This is a genomic window from Streptosporangium sp. G11, assembly GCF_051192615.1.
Taxonomy (GTDB): Bacteria; Actinomycetota; Actinomycetes; order Streptosporangiales; family Streptosporangiaceae; genus Streptosporangium.
The window spans coordinates 154156-178787 of sequence record NZ_JBPJUQ010000004.1; the positions used below are offsets into that span (position 1 = coordinate 154156).

Consider the following 24632-nt stretch of genomic DNA (forward strand, 5'->3'; position numbering starts at 1 on the left):
AGGCGCGTCCAGACGAGTGAGCGACGCTTTCCCCCCAGCGCGATTAACGGTCCGTAGTTGTCGATGTGCGGAGAGTGCCGGGGCGACGAGCGGCCGGCGGCGGACGACGAACGGTCGATCGGGGGCTCACGGGGCCCGTGAGGCCACCGGTACGCGAGACCGCCGATGAGGCGCGCGAGACGCGTGTGGCGAACGGCTTTCAAGATCAAGGACCTGGCGACGGCAGGTGGGCGCCCATGGCCGGAACCGGCCCGGGTCGCCGCCCGGGCCACGACCGGCGCGGCGATCGGCGACGGGACCAAGGACCCTGTGACCGGGGACGGGCGTGCCGGGGTCCACGCGGGCGTGAATCGCCGCACGGGGGCGTAAGGGCACCGTGGCAGGGGCGGGAGGCCGCGAACGGCGAGGGGACGTCACACGGCGATCGTGCGGCGACGGCACGGCGGTTCGCACGGCGGCCATACGGCGGTTCATACGGCTGTCGTGCGGCGGTGACACGACGGCCGCCACGGCGGTCGTACGGCTGCGAGAGGGGTGAGGGGCGGCCTGAGACCACGCCCCGCGGGTACCCGCGGGGCGGCGGAGGGCGAAGGCGGCGCGGCTACCGTAGGGCGGCGGAGGGCGAAGGCAGGGTCGCGGAGGGTGAGGGCAGGGATCTGGACCGGGTCGCACCGGGAGCGGCCGGGCGGTCGCGGAACTGGCGGATGAGCCGCTCGCGGACCTGGCGGGTGTGGCGGCGGCTGACCGGGAGCGTCTCGGTGCCGACTCTGAGCATCACCCGGCCGCCGTCGAAGCGCAGCTCGCTCACGTGCCGTACCGAGACCAGCGTGCTGCGGTGCACCCTGATGAACCCGGATCCGGCCCAGCGCCGCTCCAGGGCGGCCAGCGGCATGCGGACCAGGTAACTGCCCTCGTCGGTGTGCAGCCGGACGTAGTCGCCCTGCGCCTCGGCGAACCAGACGGCCTGCTGGGGCACGAACCTCGTCCGTCCGGCGAGCTCGACCGGGATGACGTCCTCGGGAACGGGGTCGGCGGCCGCGGGAGTCATGGACTCCAGACGCCGCACCGCCTCGGCCAGCCGGTCGGCCCTGATCGGCTTGAGCAGGTAGTCGACCGCCTCCAGCTCGAAGGCCTGCACCGCGCACTCCTCGTGGGCGGTGACGAAGACCAGCCGGGGCGGGTTGGGGAAGCCCCCGATGAGCCTGGCCAGGTCGAGGCCGTCGAGGCCGGGCATCCGGATGTCGAGGAAGACCCCGTCCAGCCGCTCGCCCGTACCGATCATCTGGACCATGTCCTGGAGCGCGGTGACGCCGCCCACGGCGGTGGAGACGTGCTCGATACGGGGGTCCTGGCGGAGGAGATAGGCGATCTCCTCCAGAGCGGGGACCTCGTCGTCAACGGCCAGGACTCGCAACATGACCCTACGCTGCCTCCTCGACCACACCCGCCGCAAGCCTCATGGCAACTTCAGGTAATAGTTTGACTACAAGTAGCTATCGGCGGAGGGAGCTTGGGAACGCGCAGCCGCACCGTGGTGCCCACGTTCGGGGCACTCTCCACGACCAGGCCGTAGTCCTCGCCGTAGATCTGGCGGAACCGCACGTCCACTCCGGCCAGCCCGATCCCGCCCTCCTCGCCCCCGTATGGGGGGCCGCCGTCGAGGAGCGTCCGGGTCCGCTCGGGCGGCATGCCCAGGCCGTCGTCCTCCACGCTGATGTGGGCCTCGGGCCCGGCGTCGCTGACCACCACCCGGACCTCGCCGCGACGTCCCGCCGCGGCCACCCCGTGCTTGACGGCGTTCTCCACCAGGGGCTGCAGGCAGAGGAACGGGACGGAGAGCGACAGCACCTCCGGCGCGACCCGGAGGGTGACGTGGAGCCGGTCGCCGAACCTGGCACGTTCCAGCAGCAGGTAGCGGTCCACGCAGTGCAGCTCCTCGGCGAGGGTGGCGAAGTCGCGGGCCCGGCGCAGCGCGTACCGGTTGAAGTCGGCGAACTCGACCAGCAGCTCCCGCGCCCGGTCGGGGTCGGTGCGGACGAACGAGGCGATGGTGGTCAGCGCGTTGTAGACGAAGTGGGGGGACATCTGGGCGCGCAGCACCCGCATCTCGGCCTCCATCGTCCGCCGCCGCGAGGAGTCGACCTCGGCCAGCTCCAGCTGCCCGGAGACCCACCGGGCGACCTCGGTGACGGTCCGCGCCAGTGCCGCGCTCACCTCGGTGTCGTACGCGGCGAGCGCGCCGACCACCCGCCCGTCGACGGTGAGCGGCACGACGACCCCGCTCCGGATGGCGCAGCCCGGCGTGCCGCAGGTCAGGTCGTCTCCGGCCACCACGTGCGGGCGGGCCGAGGCGAGGACGGTACGGGCGTGCTCGGGCACGTGGTCGCGGTGGCAGCCCGCCGCGCCGTCCCAGGCGAGCAGGCCGCCGGTGTCGGTGACCGCGACGGCGCCGGTGCCCAGCAGGGCACGCAGGTGGCGGACCGCCTTGCGCGCGGACTCGCGGGTGAGCCCGGCCCGCAGCGAGGGGGCCGCCATCGCCGCGATGTGCAGCGTGAGGAAGGTGGCCTCGTCCGTCGGACCGCCCGGACGGTCCGGACGCTCCCCGCGCGGGCGGGGCAGGAGGAATCCGAGGAGGGTGCTGAAGGCGCAGAGCAGCACCCAGCCGGTGGTCGACATGCGGGAAACGGTAGTCAACCGACCCCTGTGATCAGGGGCGAACACCAATCACCGCAGTACCGATAGAAGGACTGACCGGGCACTTCGGGCGTCCAGAACCGACCAATCCCCGGAGACGATCACATGCCCCCGCGTCAGCGCGCCGAAATCCACGTGCGAGTGCCCGCCACCAGGGGCAAAGGGATCTCCACTCCCTCGAGATCCAGATCGACACCTGCGACCAGATGGCCCTGCGGACGAACCCGGAGATCCTCGACGTCGCCCAGGACCTGGACCGCGGCCGGGTCACCGGCCACGGCCCGCTCGGCGAGCCGCCGGAGAACCGCCCGGAGACGCGGCGGCCAGGGAGAAGCCGGGAAACGGACGGATCACCCCTCGTCCCCGCGTTCCCCGGCCAGCCTTCGATGGAATTCCTCGTGCTCTTCCCCCTCCTTCGACCAGGAAGGGCCGGTCACCACCGACATTTTGGCGTCCGCCGGCGACATGGAGAACACTTTGGAGACTATGTAGATGGATTCCACCATCGAGCGGCCGGATGCCTTGAGTGCCGCGATCAGGTCGTCCACTCCCTTTTCTCCGGCGTTTCCCTCGATCAGCTCCGCGGACAACAGGTCCAATTCTTTTTTGTCCATGAATCTTTCCCTATAGATCTATGGTCATCGTACCATTGCGGCGAACCGTCCCACCTTTCAGATATCTCGTGTACCGGATGGTGGTTTTCTTGAATCCCTGCTTTCGCGCCAGGCCGGCGATTCTCTTCTTGATTTCGGTTATACCTTCCATCCCGATCTCGGTCCGATCGAGCCCCGACCGCCCTCGGGCGAATACCGCCAGGTCGCTCAGGATCGGCTCCTCCCCCGAACGGGAGACGCGGGGGCCGCGGCGGCGACCCGCGGGACCAGGCGTTCCGGGACCTCCACGCCGGAGATCAGGAGTGACATGAGGGTTCCGATCACACCGGTCGTCAGCCACGAACGCACGCGCCGAGTCCGCATCCCGAGCCCTTTCGCAGGCACTCCGACGCGGACCCGGGTGAAGGGTCACGGCGCGTCGAAGAGCGGAGGCAAGAAGGATCACCAGGGATATTGAACGAGATGACAGAATGGGTCAACCCACCGGAACGTAACCTACTCAATGCGCCGCGCTCTTTCGCGACAGGGGAGGCGGTGAAGCCCGTGGTCGGCAGCCGGTCGGACTCCGCCGTGAACGCGGCGTTCATTTGCAATTCTTTCATGTGACGTGTGTCATTTTGATCACCGGGACATTCGGCGACACCACCGTACGGGTTCACGAAGAACATGGTTCCGGTCAGCCGCGTCGCGTGGCGAGGATCTCGCGCCCCCGCTCCCGGTAATCGGCGGTCGGCTTTCTGATCGGTTCGGACCCGTGCCCGGCCCACCTGCGTGCCGTAGTAGCCAGGTCCTGACGCGATCGACCCCACGCCGGGAGAATCGGCCGACGCCGGACATCCCCACGGCCGGTGATCGTCGCGTATACGGTCACAGGATCACCGTCGGCGCCCCCGGAACATCAACGGGCCATCCGCCAGGGTCTCCTCCGTGGCGCTCTCAGCGTCGATCGTGGGCTCTCGTCGACATCCGGTCCTGGCAGGTCAGGAGAGCGGGTCCAGGCTCCGAGCGGTGCGCCGGCACCGGCTCGGGGCCGATTTCGTCTGGGTCACCGGTGCTCGGCGAGCACGGCGTTGGCCGGTCTTCTCGTCCGCCCTACGGCGGTGGGCCTTCGCCAGCTTCCTCCTGATAGGAGTAGCGCTGCTCACGCCAGGGGTCGGCGATGTTGTGGTAGCCGCGCTCCTCCCAGAAACCCCGCCTGTCCTCCAGCAGGTATTCCACGGCGCGCACCCACTTGACGCTCTTCCACGCGTACAGGTGCGGGACGATCATCCGCACCGGGAATCCGCGCTCCGGGGAGATGGGCTTCTCGTCGAACTCCAGCGCGAACATCGTCTGGGAACGGGCGAAGTCGCCTATCCGGATGTTGGCGCTGTAGCCGTACTCGCCCCAGATCATCACGTGCTTCACGCCGGGCGCGGGCGGGGCGATCTCCATCAGCGTCGCCGTGGAGACCCCGCTCCACTCGTTGCCCATGATCGAGAACTTGGTGACGCAGTGGAAGTCGGCCACGATCGTGGTGCGCGGCAACTCTGAGAACTGGGGCCAGGTGAAGCGGTGCTGCTCGCCCGAGGCGGTCGCCCCCATGACGTGCAGCTGCCAGGTCGCCGGACGAAACGTCGGCACCCGGCCGTAGTGGATCACCGGCCTGCCCCGGGGGACGTACTGGCCCGGGGGCAGGCGAGGCTCCTCCGAAGGTTCGGGCTGCTCCACCATCACTCCCCTCGCTGTTTCCCGACGGCACGGGGTAATCCTGCCATCGCCGGTTTCGCGCCACCTCGGTGGCCACCGCATAGCGCTCTTCCCCGGTTCGCCCCCGGGTCACGGGGGAGTCGTGTTCTCGCCGTGCGCTATCATTTGCCGCTATGCGCACCACGTTCTGGTTTTGGTATGGCGACGGACCCCTAGGTCGGACCGTTCGCCACCAGATGCTGCGCTGACAGCCTGGCGAACAGGAGGCCCCGGGTCCGATTTTCGGACCCGGGGCCTTCTGCTTTTTCCGGCCTTCGTCGAGAACGTCACAACCACGGAAACCACAGAAACCATCGGGGCCCGCCGGCACCGGCGGAGTCATCGAGAGGGAGAGAAAATGGTCATCGTCATGGGTCCCGGCGCCACGGGGGCGGACGTCGAGGCGATTGTGGAGATCATCGGCGCGGCGGGCGGCGAGGCGTTCGTCAGCCGGGGCGTGAGCCGCACGATCATCGGTCTGGTCGGCGACATCGCCCAGTTCGCCGCCCTGGACCTGCGGGGGATGCCGGGGGTGGCCGACGTGATGCGGGTGAGCGCGCCGTACAAGCTGGTGAGCCGCGACAACCATCCCGAGCGGTCCACCGTCCGCGTCGGCGGCGTGCCGATCGGCCCGGGGACGGTCACCCTGATCGCCGGCCCGTGCGCGGTGGAGACCCCGCAGCAGACCCTGGAGGCCGCCCTGATGGCCAAGGCCGCCGGAGCCTCCCTGCTGCGCGGCGGCGCCTACAAGCCCCGCACCTCCCCGTACGCCTTCCAGGGGCTCGGCGAGGCGGGCCTGCGCATCCTCGCCGACGTGCGCGAGCAGACCGGGCTTCCCATCGTCACCGAGGTCGTCGACGCCGCCGACGTGGAGCTGGTGGCCTCCTACGCCGACATGCTCCAGGTCGGCACCCGCAACGCGCAGAACTTCGCGCTGCTGCAGGCCGTCGGCGCGGCGGGCAAGCCGGTGATGCTCAAGCGCGGGATGAGCGCCACCATCGAGGAGTGGCTGATGGCCGCCGAGTACGTCGCCCAGCGCGGCAACCTCGACATCGTGCTGTGCGAGCGCGGCATCCGCACCTTCGAGACCGCCACCCGCAACACCCTGGACGTCTCGGCGGTGCCGCTCGCCCAGCGGCTGTCGCACCTGCCGGTGATCGTCGACCCGTCGCACTCCGGCGGCCACCGCGACCTGGTCCTGCCGCTCACCCGCGCGGCCATCGCGGTCGGCGCCGACGGCGTGATCATCGATGTCCACCCGCACCCCGAGCAGGCCCTCTGTGACGGCCCCCAGGCGCTGGTCGACGGCGACCTGGACGAGCTCGCCCAGGTGATGGAGCACCTCCCGCCGCTGCTGGGCAAGGTCGCCGCCGGCGACCTCCTGGCCCCGGCCTGACCTCGACCCCTTTCCCCTCGGGCGCACCCGAGGGGAAAGGGGTTCAGGCGTCGAGCTTGTACTCCTGCAGGGACCCGGCCAGCTGGATGGCGAGCTCCTCGGCGTCGAGGCGGCGCTCGATCTTCTTCAGGTCGGCGACCTTCGCGGCGGTCTCGGCCTTGCGAGGGGCCAGGAGCGTGCAGCAGTCCTCGTCCGGCAGCTCGGAGATCGCCAGGGTGCCGATACGGCGGGCCTCGGCCATGATCTCGGTCTTGTCGAGGCCGATGAGGGGACGCAGGATCGGCATGTCGACGGCGTCGTCCTGGGCGGTGATGTTCTGCAGGGTCTGCGAGGAGACCTGCCCCAGGGAGTCACCGGTGACCAGGGCGCCGGCGCGCAGGCGGCGGGCGACCTCCTCGCCGGTCTTCAGCATCAAGCGCCGCTGGGTGATGATCGCCAGGCGCTCCTGCCCCGACGCCTTGATCGACTGCTGGGCCTTGCCGAAGGGGACGACCCACAGCCGGGACCCGCCCTGGAACTTATCGAGGGCCCTGACCAGCGCGTACGCCTTGTAAATGGACTCGGAGGTGGTGAAGGGGATGCCGGAGAAGTGCAGGAAGTCGACCCGCAGGCCGCGGCGCATCATCCGGTAGGCGGCCACCGGGGAGTCGATGCCGCCGGACATCAGGACCAGGCCCCTGCCGCTGGTGCCGACCGGCAGCCCGCCCTGGCCCGGCTGCCCGCCGGTGAAGACGAACGCCTCGTCGCGGTCGACCTCGATGGAGACGACCAGCTCGGGACGCTTCAGGTCGACCGGCAGGCCGTAGATGTCGTTGAGCTCGCCGCCGACCGAGCGGTCCAGCTGCATCGAGGTGAGCGGGAAGCGCTTGTCGCGGCGGCGGGAGCGGACCGCGAAGGAGACGCCGCGTTTGACGTCGTCGCGGTCGGCCAGCAGCTCGATGGCGGCCTTGGTGATCGCCGAAGGGTCCTTCTCCACCCGCCAGGCGCGGTGGACCCAGACCAGGCCGGGGACGTACGAGACGCGCTCGGCGACCGCGTCGGCGATCTCGGCACCGCTGCCGTCCGGCAGGAAGAGCGCGATGACACCGTGGCGCTGCCGTACGTCGACCTTGACGCCGACGTCCTTCAGGGCGGCCTTGATGTTGGCCTGCAACCTGCGCTCGAAGAGCTCGCGGTTGTTGCCCTTGAGGACGACCTCGCCCAGTTTGAGCAGAACGCAGGGCTCGCCCAAGGCGGACATGGTCATGGTGCGACCTCCGGTGGAGCTTCGAGGGGAACGGGGAGTCGTGAGACGCCGGGAGGAACCGGGAACCACAGTCAAGTCTCTCGCGTGCTCACGCAAAGACAACATCTCGACCTTGTCACTTTAGTCGCGCCTACGACCCGTCGAGGCCCCGCTCGATCGCGTAGCGGACCAGTTCCACCCGATTGTGAAGCTGGAGCTTGTTCAACGTGTTCTGGACATGGTTCTGCACCGTCCGGTGGGAGAGCACGAGACGCTCGGCGATCTGCTTGTACGACAGGCCCTTGGCGACCAGGCGGAGCACCTCGGTCTCCCGCTCGGTCAACCGGGGCGTCGCCTCGGGCGCGGGCCTGGCGGCCAGCCTGCGGTACTCCCCCAGGACGAGTCCCGCCAGGCCCGGGGTGAACACCGCGTCGCCCCCTGCGGTACGCCTGACCGCGTCGAGGAACTCCTCCTTGCTCGCGGATTTCAGGAGATATCCGGACGCACCCGCCTTGACGGCCTCCAGCACGTCCTCCTGCTCACCGCTGGCCGACAGCACCAGCACCCGGGGCGGCGGCTCCGACGCGGCCAGCCTCCTGGCCACCTCGACCCCCGGCAGGTCGGGCAGTTGCAGGTCGAGCACGACCAGCTCGGGCCGGACCGCCGCGGCCACCCGGACCGCCTGCCGCCCCTCTCCGACCGTGGCCACGACCTCGTACCCGGCCTCGGCCAGATCCCTGGCCACCCCGTCCCTCCACATCGGGTGGTCGTCCACCACCATCACGCGCATTGGCCCAGCTTAGGGCTGTTACCTCTCGACCGGTCAGCCTTCTTCACGCCGCTCTCCCCGAGACCACGGGCCCCGCCTCCCGCACACGGCGCCCGTCCCGCCGGCCGCGGCGGGCGGGAGACGACACGGTGGGTCAGAGACGACACGACGGGCCGGAGACGACACGACGGGCCGGAGACGACACGACGGGCCGGAGACGACATGACGGGCCGGAGACGACACGACGGGCCGGAGACGACACGGAGACCCGGTCTACCCCTCCCACCCCACCGGGACCGACATCTCGATCTCGGTGCCCCGGCCGGGACCCGAGACCACGGTGACCGTGCCGCCGAGGTCGGCGATGCGGCCCCTGATGGACTGCGCGACACCGAGCCGCCCGTCGGCGGCGGCCTCCTCCAGGCGTCCGGGCGCGATGCCCGGCCCCTCGTCCCTGACGGTCACGGTGACCAGCCCGCCGTCGCTCTCGGCGAAGACCCACGCGGGCGCCCGTGCCCCGCAGTGGCGGGCGACGTTGTCCAGGGCCGCACCGACCGCGGCGGCCATCTCGGCCGCGGTGGCGGCGGGCAGGGTCAGCGGGGTCGCCGGGGCCGAGACGGTGACCGTGGCCGAGCCGTACCTGTGCAGCAGGACGCGCAGGTCGGCGGCGCCGAGGGCGGGCGCCTCGGGCCTGAGCCTGACCAGCTCGCGCAGGGCGACCTCCTGCTCGCCCGCGAGCCTGCCCAGCTCGGCCGCCTCGCCGCCGATCTCCTGCCCGCGCCGCTGGACCAGTGCGAGCACCTGGAGCACCGAGTCGTGGATTCCCCGGGCGAGCCGCTCCCGCTCCCGCCCGGCCGCCTCCAGCTCGATCGCCTGCTGCATGCGCTCCTCGGCCTTCTTCGCCAGCCGGGCCACGTGCCCGACGACCACACCGGCGAGGAAGAGCAGGACGGTGCCGTTGATCGGCAGCATCTCGAAGCCACCCCCGGGGACGCCGTGCAGCCACAGGTCGGCCAGCGAGACGATCAGCGCGGCCACGGCCCCCAGCCGCCGCCCGCCGTACACCCCCCAGGCGAGCACCGCCCCGCCCATCCAGGTGCCGGTGATCGGCAGGCTGCCCTGCTGGTAGGCGCCCTGCACGGCCGGGGTGGCGAGCAGGCAGCCCACGGTCACGAGCATGTCGGCGGCGAGCAGGGGCCGGCCGCGGAACTCCTCGACGGAGTAGGCGAAGATCGTCGCCACGGTCCACAGCGCCATGACGCCGATCACCAGCCAGCCGGTCGCCGGGTGGGCGTATCCCCCCGCGCGGATGAGCAGGACCGCCGCGTACGCGAGGGACGCGACGCGGAAAACCGCGACCGCCCGCCAGAACGGGCCCTCGATTCCGGTCACCTGCCGCCCACACCTTTCACCGCAAAGGCCACGAGCTGCAATAATTCACCGATTTCCCTCTCACGAGAAACTGGAATATGTCCCACGTAGATCACTTCTCCTACGGCCTGCTCACTCCCGTGCTGGCCTACGTCATGTCGAGCGTCGGATGCATGCTCGGCCTCCTGCTCACCGCCAAGGCCCGCGCGGCGGGGGGCTCGGCACGCGTCCGCTGGCTGGTGGGCGGGGCGCTGTCCATCGGAGGCACCGGCATCTGGGTCATGCACTTCGTCGCCATGATGGGCTTCGCCGTCGGCGGTGGCCAGATCCGCTACGACGTGCCGCTGACGGTGGGCTCGGCGGTCCTGGCGATCGTCGTCGTGGGCGCGGGTCTGTTCCTGGTCTCCTACCAGGGGGAGAGTCCGCTCTCCCTCCTGTCCGGCGGCGTGCTCACCGGCCTCGGCGTGGCGGGCATGCACTACATCGGCATGTTCGCGATGAACATGTCGGCGCAGGTCTCCTACGACCCGCTGCTGGTCGGGCTCTCGGTGCTGATCGCGATCGCCGCCTCCACGGTGGCGCTCTGGTTCACCCTGCGGGTCAGCGGCGCGCTCGCCACCGGCGGCGCCGCACTGATCATGGCCCTGGCGGTCTGCGGCATGCACTACACCGGCATGTTCGCGCTCGAGGTGCGGCCCCTGATCTCGCTCACGCCGATCGAGGGGGCCAGGGGCGTCGACTTCATGCTGCCCACGCTGGCCCTGGTGGGCCTGCTGAGCCTCAGCCTGCTGCTGGCCGTCATCCTGTCGCCGTCGCAGGGGGAGCTGGAGAACGACGCCGTCCTGCTGGCCAAGCTGGAGAGCCGTCGCGACGAGGACCGGCTCAGAGAGCCGGTCGCCCCGGCGCCGGCTCCCGCGCCGAGGGGTCCGTCGCTGTTCGACTCCCGGGAGCGATGATGTACGGCTTGCGCCCCCGCTGGTGCCTGGTCAAGGCGCAAGCCGTACATGGAGGGGAATCGCGGGCGGCCGCCCTGTCGGGAGGCTAGGAGAGGCCGCTTGCAGAACACTTACAGACGTGCGCGGAGAGACCCCGGCGGTGTGCCGGGGACATGTCCGCGGCGATCCGGGCGGCTCCCCGCCGGGGGGAACCACTCGGGAAACACCCCGGCCGGAGCCTCGGGGGCGGGCCTCAGCCGAAGAAGACCTCGGCCTCCTCGTAGCGGCTGGCCGGCACGGTCTTCAGCTCCTTGGTGGCCTCGTCGAGGCCGACCCTGACGATGTCGGTGCCCTGGAGGGCGACCATCTTGCCGAAGTCGCCGTCCTGCACCGCGTCGATGGCCTGCAGGCCGAACCGGGTGGCCAGCACCCGGTCGAAGGCCGTGGGGGTGCCGCCGCGCTGGATGTGGCCGAGCACGGTGGTGCGGGCCTCCTTGCCGGTGCGCTTCTCGATCTCCTTGGCGAGGTTCTCGCCGATGCCGCCGAGCCGCACGTGGCCGAAGGCGTCGAGCTCGCCCGCCTGCAGCGCCATCTGGCCCTCGATCGGGTGCGCGCCCTCGGCCACGACGATGATCGGCGCGTACCGCGTCTTGAAGCGGGACTCGACGTAGGCGCAGACCCGGTCGATGTCGAAGGGCTTCTCCGGGATGAGGATGACGTTGGCGCCGCCCGCCATGCCGGCGTGCAGGGCGATCCAGCCCGCGTGGCGGCCCATGACCTCGCAGATCAGCGCGCGGTGGTGGGACTCGGCGGTGGTGTGCAGGCGGTCGATCGCCTCGACGGCGATGTTGACGGCCGTGTCGAAGCCGAAGGTGTAGTCGGTCGCGTTGAGGTCGTTGTCGATCGTCTTGGGCACGCCGACGACCTTCACACCCTTGTCGAAGAGCTGCTTGGCCACGCCGAGGGTGTCTTCGCCGCCGATCGCGATCAGCGCGTCGACCCCACCCTTCGCGAGGTTTTCCTTGATCTTCTCAACGCCACCCTCGATCTTGATCGGGTTGGTCCGCGAGGAGCCAAGGATCGTCCCGCCTCGCGGCAGGATTCCGCGCACGGCCTCGATGTCAAGCGGCATGGTGTCGCCCTCCAGGGGGCCCCGCCAGCCGTCGCGGAACCCGACGAACTCATGCCCGTGAACGCCCGCTCCCTTGCGTACGACGGCGCGGATAACGGCGTTCAGGCCGGGGCAGTCGCCGCCCCCGGTGAGCACTCCGATACGCATGGCATCCTCCGGTAGTGAGTTCGAGACAAGATGGCCAGACTAAGTGGCACGGTCGGTCCGGCGATGGGTTTTCGCCACCGACGCAACGCATTCTGCCCGCAGATACACCCAGTGGTCTAGACCAAGGAGAGTAGTCCTCACATGTCCTTTCCCGCGATTGACGGGAGAGCGGGACCCGGCGGGCCCGAAGACACGGGTCCCGCCGGGCGTGCGTGTCAGAGGCGGCTCAGAGGCCCCGGGAGGCCCGTGGGGGGCACGTTACGGCAGAGGCAGAACGCAGGAGGGGGTGCCGACGGCGAAGACCTCCTCGGCGGGCTGCGGGACGCCTCCCTTGAGCGGGAGCACGGCGACGCCGTCCGAGCGCTGGTTGGCCACGTACATGCGGCCGTCGGCGATGGCGAAGTGCCTCGGCCAGGCGCCGCCGCAGGGGACCTCCGCCACCGGCTCCAGCTCGGGGCCCGCGAAGACCGAGATCGTGTCGGGCCCCCGGTTGGCGACGTAGACGAACCCTCCGGAGACCTCCAGGTGCGAGGGCTGGTTGTGCCCCTCGCCCCCGCCGGCCCGGACGACGGCGATCTCGCGCCACTCTCCACCGGAGCCACCGGAGCCACCGGAGCCACCGGAGCCGTCAGATCCGTCCGAGCCCTCATAGACGCCCTCGTCGACGCCGTCGGAGACCTCGTAGACGCGCACGGTGCCGTCCAGCTCCCCCGCCACGTACCAGTGGCCGCCCGACCAGGCCATGTGCCGGGGGCCCATGCCGGACGCGAGCCGCACCGGCCCCGCCGGGTGCGGGACCACCTCGTCCCCGACCAGGTAGCGGCGGACCTCGTCGGAGCCCAGGTCGCTCACGTGCAGCACCCCGTCGGGGCCGAAGACCGCCTGGTGGGCGTGGGCGCCCTCACGGTAGGGGAAGATCCACACGTCGGTCAGGAGGCCGGACCCGTCGATGCCGTGCACGCTGACCGTGCCGTCACCGTAGTTGGCCACCGCGAGGCGCGTGCCGGTGGGGTCCACCGCCAGGTGGCAGGGGGCCGATCCCTCGCTGGGCCGCTGCGCGAGCGGGCTCAGCGTGCCGTCCCCGGCGCGGGCGAAGACACAGACCGTGCCGCGATCGCTCTCCCCCACCGCGTACAGGACCGGGAGGGTGGGGTGGACGGCGAGGAAGGAGGGGCCGGAGGCCGCCGTCTCCCCGAGCCGCGCGAGGCTCCCCAGCTCGACCAGGGTGATCCCCGGTCCGGACCCGCCGGTGTCCGGGGTGTATCCACCGATGTACGCGACCTCAGCCATCATGCTCCCGCCATGGGCACGGCACATGCCGCCCCGGTTCATCATCCGTTCTCAGCCAAAGTGCGAAGCTAGCGCAGCGGGCCGCCGATCTCACAGGGGGCCGTGCCGGTCGATTCATTGACCTCGTCAACGAATTGCTTGATGCTGTCAAGCATGGAGAGACATGTGGCGGACGTCCGCGCCTTCAACCGCTTCTACACGAGGCTCATCGGCCTGCTCCACCAGGGCGTCCTGGACAGCTCCTACTCGCTGACGGAGGTGAGGGTGCTGTTCGAGCTGGACCGGGCGGGCCGGATGGAGGCGGGCGACCTGCGGCGGCTGCTCGGGCTCGACGCCGGATACCTCAGCCGGATGCTCGGCAGGTTCGAGGGCGACGGGCTGGTGGTGCGCGAGCGCTCCGCCGCCGACGCGCGACGGCAGGTGGTCGAACTGACCGGCGAGGGCAGGGTCAGGTTCGCGGGCTTCGACGAGCGCGCGGCGGAGGAGGTACGCGAGCTGCTGGCCGGGGTGACCGACGAGGACCGCGGGCGGCTGGTCGCGAGCATGGCGACGATCGAGGAGATTCTCGGCCGGGCGCCGAAGACGGACCGGCCGTACGTCATCCGCCCGCCGCGCCCCGGCGACCTCGGCTGGGTGGTCTACCGGCACGGCACTCTCTACAGCCAGGAGCAGGGCTGGGGAATGGACTTCGAGGCGACGGTGGCCGGGATCGTGGCCGACTACGTGAGGGGCCACGATCCCGGGCGCGAGGCGGGCTGGATCGCCGAGGTGGACGGCGAGCGCGCCGGGTGCGTCTTCTGCGTACGCAAGGACGACGAGACCGCGCAGCTGCGGATGCTGCTGGTCGAGCCGTCCACGCGCGGCATGGGGATCGGCACCCGGCTCGTGGACGAGTGCGTGCGCTTCGCCAGGGCCGCCGGCTACCGGCGGATGGTGCTGTGGACCAGGGACGTGCTGCTGGGCGCCAGGCGCATCTACCAGGCGGCGGGCTTCGAGCTGGTCGAGAAGGAGCGGGGCGAGGGCGGCGGGGACTTCGTCGAGGAGATCTGGGCCCGCGACCTCTGAGCGAGCGTCCGGAAACCCGGGTCAGCGGGTCGCCGGTCCGGGCAACCGCCGACCTGCCGGGAGCTCGCCTCCTGTCGATCCATTGCGCGCCGTGCTTCGTCGCCTCGCGACCATGCGCCCGCCGAGTCCTTGGACGCCCGCTCAGTGGCAGTGCGGCTGGTGGTGACCATTGGACGAGTTGCCGAGGTCGTCGTCGCGTCCAGCCTTGATCCGTGACCACTGGGCGGTCGGGCGGCCGTCCAGCCGAAACTGCTCGCCCCTGGAATCCCAGCGCTGCGGCCAGCCCTCCGGCGAGTCCTCCCAGAACTCCTGCCGGCCGTGGACGGTCAGATCCAGCAGTCCGTACGACGGCGCCATCCGTTCGTTGCCGCGGCCGGTGGTCCAGTAGGTCTCGTAGACCTTGTCGTCGTCGCGGAGATAGGTGACCAGGATGCCGAAGGGCCGGTTCGCGACCAGCCGGTCCACGGCGTCCTGCGGCACCGAGTACCAGGGAATCGTCCAGCCCATGAAGTCGCGATAGCGCGAGCTCTCCTCGTACGGCCCCTGGCAGAAGGTCGCGTAACCGACGTCCCGCGAGTGCAGGTAGGACAACTCGTTGATGTGGGTCGTGGAGAAGGTGCAACCCTCGCACTGCTCCGCCGCGGGCCTGCCGGTGTGCCACATCTGGAAGTAGGCGATCAGCTGGGACCGGCCGTCGAAGATGTCGATCAACGGCACCGGACCGCCGGCTCCGATCAGCGGAGTCCGCGGATCGACTTCGACCATCGGCAGCCGACGGCGTTCGGCGGCCAGTGCGTCCCCGGCCCTGGTGTGAGCCTTCTCCTTGACCCGGAGTTCGTCGATCCTCGCCTGCCAGGTCCGCCGATCGGCGATCTGCGGAAGCGCGTGTTCAACTGCCGACGTCTCTGTCATGCGATCTGTGTAGCCCAGATGGAGAGCGCGAAACAACACTTATGCCGATCATGGTCAAAAACTGATCTCGGGAATGCCGGAGCCGCGCGTACCCCCCGGCCGGGGTCCCGTCCGGAGGCCGTTTCACACCCTCGCCCTAATTCCCTCTTTATAGATAGGTATTATGTGGTTAATATCGGGAGCGCCACCCCGTTCCGTATGAGCCCAATGAGGCGAAGATGCGCTTGCACTGGTTCCTGCCGACCACCGGCGACGGCCACCACGTCAGGCCCGCCACGACGACCGTCGCGGCGGGAGGCGCCGCGGCCAGGCCCGCGACGCTCGACTACCTGTCCCAGGTGGCCCTCGCCGCCGAGGCGGCCGGTTTCGAGGCGGCGCTGACCCCGGTGGGCGCGGGCTGTCCCGACCCGCTGGTGGCGTGCAGCGCCGTCGCGGCACGGACCGAGCGGCTCAAGCTGCTGGTGGCCTTCCGGCCCGGCTTCACCCTCCCCACGCTGCTCGCCCAGCAGGCGCAGACCCTCCAGGAGATCAGCGGGGGGCGGCTCCTGCTCAACGTGGTCACCGGAGGCGACCCCCGGGAGCAGCGCGCCTACGGCGACTTCCTCGACCACGACGCCCGCTACGAGCGCACCGGTGAGTTCATCCAGGTGCTCAGGCGCACCTGGGCGGGCGAGCCGTTCGACCACCTGGGCGCCCACTACCGGGTGTCGGGGGGAGGGCTCGCCACACCACTCCTCGACACCTCCGACATCTACTTCGGCGGCGCCTCCCCCGCCGCGGAGCGGGTGGCCGCCGCCGGGGCGGACGTCTACCTGATGTGGGGCGAGCCCCCGGCGATGATCGCCGAAAGGGTCGCCAGGATGCGCGAGCGCGCCGCCCAGGCGGGCCGCGAGCTGCGGTTCGGCATCCGGCTCCACGTCATCGCCCGCGACACCTCCGAGGAGGCCTGGGCGCACGCCCGGCGCCTGCTCGACGGCATGGACCCGGAAAGGATCGCCGCCGCCCAGGCGCGGTTCGCCCGGATGGACTCGGTGGGACAGCGCCGCATGGCCGACCTCCACGGGGGCTCCGCGGACGCGCTCGAGATCTCGCCCAACCTCTGGGCGGGGGTCGGGCTGGTCCGGGAGGGTGCCGGTACCGCGCTGGTCGGCAGTTACGAGGAGGTCGCCGAGCGCCTCCGCGAATACTCCGAGCTGGGCCTGTCGGAGTTCGTGCTGTCCGGCTGGCCGCATCTGGAGGAGGCCTGGCGGGTGGGCGACTTCGTCCTTCCCCGGCTGGCCGCCCCCGCGCTCGTCGCGTGAGCGTCCTCACCTCCCGTCCCCGTCCCCGTCGCGTGAACGTCCCCGGCGCCGAACCGGGGCCGGGGCTCTGGCGGGCCCTGGCGCTGCGGGCCGGGGCGATCGTCGCGCTGGTCGCGATCTGGCAGGCCGTGGCCATGGCCGGGATCTGGCCGCCGGTCTTCGTACCGGAACCCGTCGCGGTCTGGGACCAGTTCCTGCGCACCACCGTCGAGGGCGTGAGCGGCCACACCCTCCAGGAACACCTGCTCACCAGCCTGCGCCGCATCCTGCTCGGCTGCCTGTACGGGGTGACGGGCGGGATCGCGCTGGGACTGCTGATCGGCATGGTCCCGACGCTGCGCGCGCTGCTCGGCCCGCTGGTCACGTTCGTCCGCACCCTGCCGCCGCTGGCGTACCTCAGCCTGCTGGTGATCTGGTTCGGCATCGACGAGGAGCCCAAGATCTGGCTCCTGCTGCTGGCCGCGCTCCCGCCGGTCGCGGTGGCCACCGCCGACGCCGTGCGCGGCGTGCACGAGGACTATCTGAACGCGGCCCGCTCGCTGGGCGCCCGCCGGCACGAACTGCCGCTGCGGGTGGTGCTGCCGAGCGCGCTGCCCGAGATCATCACGGGGGTGCGGGTGGCCGTGGGCGTCGCCTACACCACCGTGGTCGCCGCCGAGACCGTGAACGGCGTGCCCGGCATCGGCGGCATGGTCCGCGACGCCCAGCGCTACAACCAGACGGATGTGGTCGTCCTCGGGATCATCGTCATCGGCCTGTCCGGCCTGCTCATCGACTTCCTCCTGCAAACGCTGGACCGCCGCCTGGTGCCCTGGCGCGGCCGTACCTAGGAAAGACCCACATGAAACACCTGGCAGTGAACCCAGTGAAGCGCGCCGCGCTCGCCCTGACCGCCGCCGCCCTCGCCCTGACCGCCTGCGGGTCCGGTACGGAGGAGGCCAAGCCCGCCGCCGACGGTTCCCCGGCCACCCTGCGCATCGGCTACCAGCTCATCCCCAACGGAGACCTGATCGTCAAGGACCAGCAGTGGCTGGAGAAGGCGCTGCCGAACACGAAGATCACATGGAGCAAGTTCGACTCGGGCGGCGACGTGAACACCGCGATGATCGCCGGATCGCTCGACATCGGGCTGGCGGGCAGCAGCCCGGTCACCCGTGGCCTGTCGGCGCCCCTCAACATCCCGTACCGGGTGCCGTGGATCTTCGACGTGATCGGTGACAACGAGGCGCTCGTCGCCCGGGGCGGCGTGACCGACGTCAAGGGGCTCGCGGGCAAGCGGGTCGCCGCCCCCTTCGCCTCGACCACCCACTACAGCCTGCTGGCCGCGCTCGCCGAGGCCGGGCTGTCGGAGGCCGACGTGAAGATCCTCGACATGGAGCCGCCGGACATCCAGGCCGCCTGGCAGCGCGGCGACGTCGACGCCGCCTACGTCTGGACGCCCACCCTGGCCGAGCTGCAGAAGAACGGCGGCACGACGCTGGTCACCAGCCGCGAGCTGGCCCAGCGGGGCAAGCTCACCGCCGACCTCGCGGTGGTGAGCGACGACTTCGCGAAGAAGTACCCCAAGGCGCTGCACGTCTGGCTCCAGCAGCAGGACCGCGCGGTCAAGCTGGCCAGGGGCGACAAGGACGCCGCCGCCGCGGCCATCGGCCGCCAGCTCAACCTCGACCCGGCGGAGGCCGCGCGCCAGCTCGGCCAGCTCGTCCTCCTCGACGCGGGTGAGCAGCGCTCCGCCGAGTATCTCGGCACCCCCTCGGCCCCCGGCAAGTTCGCCGAGAACCTGCGGAGCTCGGCCGAGTTCCTCAAGGGTCAGAAGAAGGTGGACGCGGTGCCGGAGCTGAGCGCCTTCCAGAAGGGCCTGGCCACGCAGGAGCTCGCGGATGCCTTCGCCGGAAGCTGAGGTCGCGCTGGCGCTCACCGGGGTGTCGCACTCCTACCGGGGACGCGCCGGGACGGTCGACGCGCTCGGGCCGATCGACCTGGAGATCGCCGCCGGGGAGTTCGTGACGGTCGTGGGCCCCTCGGGGTGCGGCAAGAGCACGCTGCTGCGGCTGGTGGCGGGCTTCACCGCGCCGTCGGCGGGGGCCATCACCGCCTCCGGCGGGCCGGTTTCCGGGCCCGACCCGGCCAGGGGGTACGTGTTCCAGCAGCACCGCCTCTTCCCCTGGCTCTCGGTCGAGGGGAACGTCGGATTCGGGCTGCGCGGCCTGCCCAGGGCGGCGCGGCGCGAGCGGGTGGCCGGGCTGCTGGAGCTGACCGGGCTGGCCGACGTCGCGAGGGCCAGGCCGTACGAGCTCTCCGGGGGCATGCAGCAGCGCGCGGCGATCGCCCGCGCGCTCGCCCCGGGCCCCGCGCTGCTGCTGATGGACGAGCCGTTCGCCGCCCTGGACGCCTTCACGAGGGAGCGCATGCAGGAGGAGGTCCGCGAGCTGTGGCGGCGGGCGGGGACGACGGTGGTGTTCATCACCCACAGCGTGGACGAGGCCGTCTATCTCGGCACCCGGGTGCTCGCGCTGAGCGGCAGGCCGGGCCGGGTGGTCCTCGACCGCGCCTCGGACCTGCCGTACGGCGACCACCCCCGCACCGACCCGCTCTTCGCCGGGCTGCGCGAGGAGCTGACGGAGGTCGTCAGGGAGGCCGCGTCGCTCAGCGGCGGAAGGGGCCGGTGACCTCGTAGGTGACGCCGTCGGTGCCGGAGGCGTCGCCGCGGGGTCCGCGCTTGGAGGAGAAGTAGAGGCGGTCGCCGCCCGGTGAGAGGGCGGGGCCGGTGATCTCCGACCCGGGATGGCCCGAGATCCGCAGGACCGGGGTGACGACCCGGTCGGGGGTGATCAGGTCGATCTCCATGTCGCCGCCGTCCCGGGTGACGTACAGGTCGCCCGAGGGAGTGACGGCTTCGGCGGCGGCCGGCGGGGCGCCGGCGTCGTAGGCGACCTCCAGGCGTTCGCGCTCCGCGTCGTACGCCCACACCCGGTCGTCGCCCCCGGTGGCGAAGAGGCACAGGCCGTCCGCGTAGTGGCAGCCCCGCCCGCCGGAGAAGTGTTTGGCGTCGCCGACCTGGTCGCGGGTGGCCGCCCGCGCCCCGCCGGGGTCGGGCACCCGCCGCCAGGTCACCGGCCCCCGGTCGGACGTGGCGCAGAGCACCTCCAGGACACCCGACGTCAGGTCGCCCCAGTAGGCCGGACGGAACCGGTAGAAGCAGCCGTCCGGCTCGTCCTCGGTCAGGTAGACCACTCCCCGGTCGGGGTCGCAGGACACGGCCTCGTGCCTGAAGCGGCCCATGGCCAGGCGCGGCATCGCGGCCCGCGAGCCGTAGGGATCGCACTCGAAGACCCGGCCGCGGAGGATCTCCTCGCACGACAGCCAGGAATTCCACGGGGTGCGCCCGCCCGCGCGGTTGAGGTTGGTGCCCGACAGGACGCGGTAGGCGTCGACGACGGCCCCGCCGGGCCCGAACCTGATCGCCGACGCCCCGCCGAGCAGCGGGGCCTCCGAGTTGGAGACGTAGATCCAGCCGTCGCCGTCGGGGAAGCACGCGCCGCCGTCGGGCGCCGGGTGCCACAGCACCCCGCCGATCCTGCGGCCGGTGCGGGCGACGATCCGGCTGGTGAACCCCTCGGGCAGCGCGACCCCGTTGACGTCGGGCTCGCGGAGCGGCCCGTAGGGACCTCCCGGACGCCGGGTGACGGGGTCCGCGGCCTCGTGCCAGAGCGAACCCGCGAGAACCGTGCCGGTGGTCGGAGCCTGCGTGCACGGAGCCGTACGGCGAAGCATGGGGCCTCTCCTCGTCGTCCCTCACGGTACGCGGCCAGTCGATCGAACCCACATGAACGCCGAGGCTCCCCCGCCGCAAACTTTGCGGAAACCGGAGAGCAAACATCCGTCAAAACAGGTCGACCTATCGCCAAGATCGCCATCCGTCCCGCCCCGCGCGTCCACAGTGGGATCTTGAACCGTCGTCAGATCGGGAGGACCGTTGAGCGAGGGACTCGCGTTCGCGAATCCAGTCTTCGAGACCACGCCCCACGTGGGCACCCGCCGAGCTCTCGTCTTCCTCGACTCCCCTCCGGCCTCGCCCCCGCCACCGATCCTGTCACCCGCCTCGTCACCGGCTCTGTCACCTGCCTCGTCATCGGCTCCGCACCCGCACCCGTTCTCGTCACCGCCCTCGCCGGACGCGGGCACCACCGGCGCCGTCGGTGGCACCGGCACCGGCCCGTACACCGCCCCGCCGGACGCGCGCCTGGTGAGCGCCCTGCGCGCCGAGGGGTTCGCCGTCGAGGCCGAGACCAGCCGGGGAGCGGGCGCGGACGGCGAGCGCGTGTGGAACCTGCTGCGCTCGGCGCGGGAGGGTGACCTGCTGGTGATCCGGCTGCCCGCCGACGGCGGGTGGACCTCGGGACAGCTGGGGTCGATGATCGGCGCGTTCGGGCGGCAGGTCGGCGAGTCGCTGGCGGCCGCCGTACTGATGATCGTCGACTTCGGGTGGAGCGCCCTGGACGGCTCCGCCGAACCGGTCAGGCAGCTCGCCGTGGCCGGGGAGCCGAGGGTGGCCGCGGCGGCCCTGACCCTCACGCTGAGGTTCGACGAGACGGTACCCGGCCCGGCGCGCACGCTGACCGACGTCATCGCGGAGGGCCTGGTGACGCGGGCCGCCGACCTCGACGGGGACGGGACGATCAGCGTCGGGGACCTGCACGCCTACGCGCTCGCCCGCTACGCGGCGGCCTCGGCCGCCCGCACGCCCATCCTGATCTCGTACGGAGCCGTCGCCGGGGTCGCCCTGACCCCGGCGAGGGACACCTCCGCCGTGCCGCACGCCGCCTTCGCCCGCGTCCTGGCGCGGCTCGGCGACCACGCCCCGCCCGCCTGCGGGATCGAGATCGTGCGGCGGGTCTACGAGCTCCACCTGAGCGAGCCCGCCAGGGAGATGCTGCGCAGGGCGGCCCTGCTCGACGAGGACGAGCCGATCGACGAGATCCTCGGCGACGCCGCCGAGCTGAGGCAGTGGGGCCTGCTGGGCGAGGCGACCACGTTCGTCCACCCGGACGTGCGGACCTTCGGCCACTCGCGGCTGTCGGCGGCCGAGCGGGCGCAGACCTCGGCGCTGCTGCGCCGCCGCCGGGCCGGTCTGCGGACGGTGCGGCCCAGGGCCAGGCTCACCGCCGACCGGTGGACCACCGAGGACCAGCTCGGGCACCGGGTCTACGCCGAGGCCATCGCGGCCTTCGTCCGCCACCCCGAGACCCGGCCCCCGCTCACGATCGGCCTCAAGGGCCCCTGGGGCGCGGGCAAGACCTCCCTGATGCGGATGATCCAGGACCTCCTGGACCCCGGGGCCGCCGGGGACGCCCCCGCCCCGATCCACCTGCCCGGCTCCCGCGCGGAGCGGGCGCTGACCAACGCCGAGGTGCTCGCCAGGACGGGACGGCGCCCCCGGGAGAGCACCGGGCAGGCCGAGCCGGGCCCGCTCCCGCTGCGGCCGGCGGACTGGCGGCCCACGGTCTGGTTCAACCCGTGGATGTACCAGAGCGGCGAGCAGGTCTGGGCCGGGCTGGCCCACGAGATCATCAGCCAGGTCACCCGGCGGCTGCCCCGCGCCGAGCGGGAACGGTTCTGGCTGGAGCTGAACCTGTCCAGGATCGACCGAGAGGCGGTCCGCAAGCGCGCCTACCAGCTGGCGGTGACCCGCCTGGCGCCCGTGGCCCTCGGCCTGGTCGCCACCGCCGTCCTCACCGGGGCGCTCCTGGCCGCCGCCGCGCTGCTCCCGGCGCTCGGCGCCTTCCTGGGGAACGCCGCGGCGGCCGTCGGCTCCGCCGGGTCGGCGGTGGTGGTGGCCGCGGGCGCCGTACGGCTGGCGCGGTTCTTCGGGGAGTCGGCGGACAACGCGTTCCGCGGCCTGGTCACGCAGCCCGACCTGCTCGGCCCCGGCGCGGCCGACGGGTTCGTCAACGAGGTCGCGACCACTCCCGGGTACCGGTCCAGGACCGGCTTCCTGCACCTGGTGCAGACCGACATGCGGCAGGTCCTCGACCTGGTCGCCACCGGCGAGCGCCCGCTGGTGGTGTTCGTGGACGACCTGGACCGCTGCTCTCCGGGAACGGTGGCGCAGGTCATCGAGGCGATCAACCTGTTCCTCGCCGGAGAGTTCCCCAACTGCGTGTTCGTGCTGGCGATGGAGCCCGAGGTGGTCGTGGCGCACGTCGAGGCGGCCTACCCGGAACTGGCCGGGACGCTGCCGGGCGGCGGGCGCTCCGGCCTGGGCTGGCGGTTCCTGGAGAAGATCGTGCAGCTCCCGCTGAGCGTGCCGCTGCTGGACGACGCCGACCGGCTGCCCGCCTTCGTCCGTGCCCTGCTGGGTGTCCCCGACGTCACGGAGCCCGCGACCGCTTCCCCGGGGGTTCCCGAGGCCACGCGGCCGGTGGCGGTCGCCCCGGGTGTTCCCGGCGTCACGGGGCCCGCGACCGTCGCCCCTGGTGTCGCCGACGTACGCGCGGGTGCTTCCACTGTTCCCACAGGCACGGAGACCGCGCGACCGCGGGACCCGGACACCGCACGGACACCGAATCCGGCCGGACCGCGTCCGGCGGGTCCCCCAGCCGCCCTGGAACGGCTCGACCCGCCACCGGATCCGGCCGGACCGCGCTCGCGCGGTCCCCTGCCTCCCGCACGGCCCTCCCCGCCCGACGTGGTCACACCGGGTTCGCCCGGCACCGCCACGCCACCGGGAGCGGCCGTGCCGGGGCTGCGGGCACCGGCGGAGCCGCCGGACCCGGTGCAGGTGAGCCGGTTGCAGGACGCCATCTGGGCGCTGCGCCCGACCACGACGACCCTCGACGAGGCGGCGCGACTGGCGCAGGACGCCCTGGGCATCCAGTGCTCCGACGCCGTCGGCGGTCTCTGCGCGGCGACCCGCGAGGCCGCGGACCGGGTCTTCGACGACCTCTACAGCGACGAGAACGCCTACCGGGCGATCGAGTTCGTGCTCCCGGCGCTGACGTTCTTCAACCCGCGCGAGATCAAGCGGTACGTGAACGTGTTCCGTTTCTACTCGTTCCTGACCTACCGCCGCGCCCTCGCCGGGGCGGCCCCCGCCTCGGACGGCGAGGTCGCCAAGCTCGCGGCGCTGGCCGTCCAGTGGCCGCACCTGCTGACCCTGCTGGCCGGGGAGACGGACGGGGCGAGCGTGCTGCGACGGCTGGAGGGCTCCGCGAACGACGACGGGGGCTGGGAGCGGGCCGTCCACGACACCGGCCTCGTCGCCCACCACACCCCCGGCGGCCCCCACCTGGACGCCCTGCGCGACCTGCTCTCCCGCCCCCACCCCATCGCCGACCTGGCCCGCTATCTCCTCTGAGCCCTCCCGCTGCTCCGCGACCGACGGTGCCACAGGAGACCGCGAACGCGCGGCTGAGAGTCCAAACTTGTCAAAACCGAGGTCGGTCGAGGCACGGAGCGTGAGCCCGTTCCTCGATACCGCGACGGAACGGGCCCCTTCGCGATCACGCCTGAGCGCTGAGTGCCCGCGCGACCGTGAGGCTGTCCTCGTAGATGTGGAAGCGGGTGACGAGCCCGTCTTCGACAGTGAGGTGCAGCGCGAACGGTGAGGTGTACGAGGTCCCGCCATCCCTCACCGTCTGCGCGATCTCCCCGAGCACGACGGCGTCCGCCCCGTCGACCAGGATCCGCGTCACCGAGGTGCCGTTCAGTTCGGGCACGTGATGGGCCTCCAGCGACCGGAAATGGTCCGCCACATCCGCCCGGCCGGACCGGGGGCGAATCCACGGCACCGCCGGATGTCCCTCGGCGGGCCAGGCGAGCTGCCAGTCAATCGGCTCGGCGAACAACTCCGCCGTACGGTCGTGATCGCCCTCGGCCATCCGACGCAGCAGTTCTTCCACGATGTCATGGGTTTTATCACTCATGTCGGCAGGCTACTCATGTCGCCGGCCTCTCGGCTCCGGGCGTCGCCCGTCGATCACCACCGAGGCATGACGGGACCCGTAGAAGCCGGGACAAGGTGAATCGCCTCATCGTCCGGCCACACCATTCG

General features: G+C 71.6%; 20 protein-coding genes. 8 read left to right on the forward strand and 12 right to left on the reverse strand.

The features are described 5' to 3' along the window. Positions 1 to 601: 601 nt before the first annotated feature. The 4 genes from ACSDR0_RS06010 to ACSDR0_RS06025 all read right to left on the reverse strand — a co-directional run bounded on the left by ACSDR0_RS06010 (position 602) and on the right by ACSDR0_RS06025 (position 5021). Complete coding sequence (locus ACSDR0_RS06010) at positions 602 to 1417, reverse strand: LytR/AlgR family response regulator transcription factor (protein WP_435287720.1); 816 nt, start codon at positions 1415 to 1417, stop codon at positions 602 to 604. 50 nt (positions 1418 to 1467) lie between these two features. Next, positions 1468 to 2676: a histidine kinase gene (locus ACSDR0_RS06015; protein ID WP_435287721.1), complete on the reverse strand. Its 1209-nt coding sequence runs from the start codon at positions 2674 to 2676 to the stop codon at positions 1468 to 1470. Between the two features lie 368 nt (positions 2677 to 3044). Beyond that, positions 3045 to 3308, reverse strand: coding sequence for a hypothetical protein (locus ACSDR0_RS06020; RefSeq protein WP_435287722.1), 264 nt, complete (start codon positions 3306 to 3308; stop codon positions 3045 to 3047). A 1092-nt stretch (positions 3309 to 4400) separates the two neighbouring features. Beyond that, on the reverse strand, positions 4401 to 5021 hold the full coding sequence (locus ACSDR0_RS06025; protein ID WP_435287723.1) for a molybdopterin-dependent oxidoreductase: 621 nt from the start codon (positions 5019 to 5021) through the stop codon (positions 4401 to 4403). A 373-nt stretch (positions 5022 to 5394) separates the two neighbouring features. Between ACSDR0_RS06025 and aroF the strand changes: the two genes are divergently transcribed. Next, a complete protein-coding gene (gene aroF, locus ACSDR0_RS06030) occupies positions 5395 to 6432 on the forward strand; it encodes a 3-deoxy-7-phosphoheptulonate synthase (RefSeq protein WP_435287724.1) in 1038 nt (345 codons plus the stop codon). 43 nt (positions 6433 to 6475) lie between these two features. Here aroF and thiI read toward each other — a convergent pair whose 3' ends face one another. The 3 genes from thiI to macS all read right to left on the reverse strand — a co-directional run bounded on the left by thiI (position 6476) and on the right by macS (position 9818). Next, complete coding sequence (thiI, locus tag ACSDR0_RS06035) at positions 6476 to 7678, reverse strand: tRNA uracil 4-sulfurtransferase ThiI (RefSeq protein WP_435287725.1); 1203 nt, start codon at positions 7676 to 7678, stop codon at positions 6476 to 6478. Positions 7679 to 7808: 130 nt separating this feature from the next. After that, entirely contained in the window at positions 7809 to 8438 is a 630-nt protein-coding gene (locus ACSDR0_RS06040; protein WP_435287875.1) for a response regulator, read from the reverse strand. Between the two features lie 261 nt (positions 8439 to 8699). Continuing rightward, positions 8700 to 9818 (reverse strand): MacS family sensor histidine kinase, encoded by a 1119-nt coding sequence (macS, locus tag ACSDR0_RS06045; protein ID WP_435287726.1) that lies wholly within the window; start codon positions 9816 to 9818, stop codon positions 8700 to 8702. A 77-nt stretch (positions 9819 to 9895) separates the two neighbouring features. On the opposite strand from macS, the gene ACSDR0_RS06050 reads away from it, so the two are divergent. Beyond that, positions 9896 to 10753 carry an MHYT domain-containing protein gene (locus tag ACSDR0_RS06050; RefSeq protein ID WP_435287727.1) on the forward strand — a complete coding sequence of 286 codons (858 nt, stop codon included), beginning with the start codon at positions 9896 to 9898 and terminating at the stop codon, positions 10751 to 10753. 232 nt (positions 10754 to 10985) lie between these two features. On the opposite strand, the gene ACSDR0_RS06055 is transcribed toward ACSDR0_RS06050, so the two are convergent. Both ACSDR0_RS06055 and ACSDR0_RS06060 read right to left on the reverse strand, forming a co-directional pair. Then, positions 10986 to 12011, reverse strand: coding sequence for a 6-phosphofructokinase (locus ACSDR0_RS06055; RefSeq protein ID WP_435287728.1), 1026 nt, complete (start codon positions 12009 to 12011; stop codon positions 10986 to 10988). A 258-nt stretch (positions 12012 to 12269) separates the two neighbouring features. Further along, positions 12270 to 13304, reverse strand: coding sequence for a lactonase family protein (locus ACSDR0_RS06060; RefSeq protein WP_435287729.1), 1035 nt, complete (start codon positions 13302 to 13304; stop codon positions 12270 to 12272). A gap of 150 nt (positions 13305 to 13454) precedes the next feature. Between ACSDR0_RS06060 and ACSDR0_RS06065 the strand changes: the two genes are divergently transcribed. After that, on the forward strand, positions 13455 to 14366 hold the full coding sequence (locus ACSDR0_RS06065; RefSeq protein ID WP_435287730.1) for a bifunctional helix-turn-helix transcriptional regulator/GNAT family N-acetyltransferase: 912 nt from the start codon (positions 13455 to 13457) through the stop codon (positions 14364 to 14366). A gap of 141 nt (positions 14367 to 14507) precedes the next feature. On the opposite strand, the gene ACSDR0_RS06070 is transcribed toward ACSDR0_RS06065, so the two are convergent. Then, the gene (locus ACSDR0_RS06070) at positions 14508 to 15278 is read right to left on the reverse strand and encodes a DUF899 family protein (RefSeq protein WP_435287731.1); all 771 of its coding nucleotides are present in this window, start codon (positions 15276 to 15278) and stop codon (positions 14508 to 14510) included. Positions 15279 to 15496: 218 nt separating this feature from the next. Here ACSDR0_RS06070 and ACSDR0_RS06075 point away from each other — a divergent pair, with 218 nt between their 5' ends. From ACSDR0_RS06075 to ACSDR0_RS06090, 4 genes are read left to right on the forward strand one after another with little or no spacing between them, the layout of a single operon-like run. After that, positions 15497 to 16579: an LLM class flavin-dependent oxidoreductase gene (locus tag ACSDR0_RS06075; protein ID WP_435287732.1), complete on the forward strand. Its 1083-nt coding sequence runs from the start codon at positions 15497 to 15499 to the stop codon at positions 16577 to 16579. Continuing rightward, entirely contained in the window at positions 16576 to 17409 is an 834-nt protein-coding gene (locus tag ACSDR0_RS06080) for an ABC transporter permease (RefSeq protein WP_435287733.1), read from the forward strand. Before ACSDR0_RS06075 ends, ACSDR0_RS06080 begins: the two co-directional genes overlap by 4 nt. Before the next feature lie 11 nt (positions 17410 to 17420). After that, the gene (locus tag ACSDR0_RS06085) at positions 17421 to 18479 is read left to right on the forward strand and encodes a taurine ABC transporter substrate-binding protein (RefSeq protein ID WP_435287734.1); all 1059 of its coding nucleotides are present in this window, start codon (positions 17421 to 17423) and stop codon (positions 18477 to 18479) included. Then, positions 18460 to 19248, forward strand: a complete 789-nt coding sequence (locus ACSDR0_RS06090; RefSeq protein WP_435287735.1) for an ABC transporter ATP-binding protein — start codon at positions 18460 to 18462, stop codon at positions 19246 to 19248. The genes ACSDR0_RS06085 and ACSDR0_RS06090 overlap by 20 nt, the downstream gene beginning before the upstream one ends. On the opposite strand, the gene ACSDR0_RS06095 is transcribed toward ACSDR0_RS06090, so the two are convergent. Then, positions 19226 to 20353, reverse strand: coding sequence for an alkaline phosphatase PhoX (locus ACSDR0_RS06095; RefSeq protein WP_435287736.1), 1128 nt, complete (start codon positions 20351 to 20353; stop codon positions 19226 to 19228). The two genes, ACSDR0_RS06090 and ACSDR0_RS06095, sit on opposite strands and share 23 nt — an antisense overlap. Before the next feature lie 202 nt (positions 20354 to 20555). Here ACSDR0_RS06095 and ACSDR0_RS06100 point away from each other — a divergent pair, with 202 nt between their 5' ends. Beyond that, positions 20556 to 23936, forward strand: a complete 3381-nt coding sequence (locus tag ACSDR0_RS06100; RefSeq protein ID WP_435287737.1) for a P-loop NTPase fold protein — start codon at positions 20556 to 20558, stop codon at positions 23934 to 23936. A gap of 145 nt (positions 23937 to 24081) precedes the next feature. Here ACSDR0_RS06100 and ACSDR0_RS06105 read toward each other — a convergent pair whose 3' ends face one another. After that, the gene (locus tag ACSDR0_RS06105) at positions 24082 to 24504 is read right to left on the reverse strand and encodes a nuclear transport factor 2 family protein (RefSeq protein ID WP_435287738.1); all 423 of its coding nucleotides are present in this window, start codon (positions 24502 to 24504) and stop codon (positions 24082 to 24084) included. Positions 24505 to 24632: the final 128 nt, after the last annotated feature.

Excerpts from the sequence above, each read along its gene's own strand:
- ACSDR0_RS06010 (WP_435287720.1), bottom strand. The coding sequence starts at position 1,417 with ATGTTGCGAGTCCTGGCCGTTGACGACGAGGTCCCCGCTCTGGAGGAG.
- ACSDR0_RS06015 (WP_435287721.1), bottom strand. The coding sequence starts at position 2,676 with ATGTCGACCACCGGCTGGGTGCTGCTCTGCGCCTTCAGCACCCTCCTC.
- ACSDR0_RS06020 (WP_435287722.1), bottom strand. The coding sequence starts at position 3,308 with ATGGACAAAAAAGAATTGGACCTGTTGTCCGCGGAGCTGATCGAGGGA.
- ACSDR0_RS06025 (WP_435287723.1), bottom strand. The coding sequence starts at position 5,021 with ATGGTGGAGCAGCCCGAACCTTCGGAGGAGCCTCGCCTGCCCCCGGGC.
- aroF (WP_435287724.1), top strand. The coding sequence starts at position 5,395 with ATGGTCATCGTCATGGGTCCCGGCGCCACGGGGGCGGACGTCGAGGCG.
- thiI (WP_435287725.1), bottom strand. The coding sequence starts at position 7,678 with ATGACCATGTCCGCCTTGGGCGAGCCCTGCGTTCTGCTCAAACTGGGC.
- ACSDR0_RS06040 (WP_435287875.1), bottom strand. The coding sequence starts at position 8,438 with ATGGTGGTGGACGACCACCCGATGTGGAGGGACGGGGTGGCCAGGGAT.
- ACSDR0_RS06050 (WP_435287727.1), top strand. The coding sequence starts at position 9,896 with ATGTCCCACGTAGATCACTTCTCCTACGGCCTGCTCACTCCCGTGCTG.
- ACSDR0_RS06055 (WP_435287728.1), bottom strand. The coding sequence starts at position 12,011 with ATGCGTATCGGAGTGCTCACCGGGGGCGGCGACTGCCCCGGCCTGAAC.
- ACSDR0_RS06060 (WP_435287729.1), bottom strand. The coding sequence starts at position 13,304 with ATGATGGCTGAGGTCGCGTACATCGGTGGATACACCCCGGACACCGGC.
- ACSDR0_RS06065 (WP_435287730.1), top strand. The coding sequence starts at position 13,455 with ATGGAGAGACATGTGGCGGACGTCCGCGCCTTCAACCGCTTCTACACG.
- ACSDR0_RS06070 (WP_435287731.1), bottom strand. The coding sequence starts at position 15,278 with ATGACAGAGACGTCGGCAGTTGAACACGCGCTTCCGCAGATCGCCGAT.
- ACSDR0_RS06075 (WP_435287732.1), top strand. The coding sequence starts at position 15,497 with ATGCGCTTGCACTGGTTCCTGCCGACCACCGGCGACGGCCACCACGTC.
- ACSDR0_RS06085 (WP_435287734.1), top strand. The coding sequence starts at position 17,421 with ATGAAACACCTGGCAGTGAACCCAGTGAAGCGCGCCGCGCTCGCCCTG.
- ACSDR0_RS06090 (WP_435287735.1), top strand. The coding sequence starts at position 18,460 with ATGCCTTCGCCGGAAGCTGAGGTCGCGCTGGCGCTCACCGGGGTGTCG.
- ACSDR0_RS06095 (WP_435287736.1), bottom strand. The coding sequence starts at position 20,353 with ATGCTTCGCCGTACGGCTCCGTGCACGCAGGCTCCGACCACCGGCACG.
- ACSDR0_RS06105 (WP_435287738.1), bottom strand. The coding sequence starts at position 24,504 with ATGAGTGATAAAACCCATGACATCGTGGAAGAACTGCTGCGTCGGATG.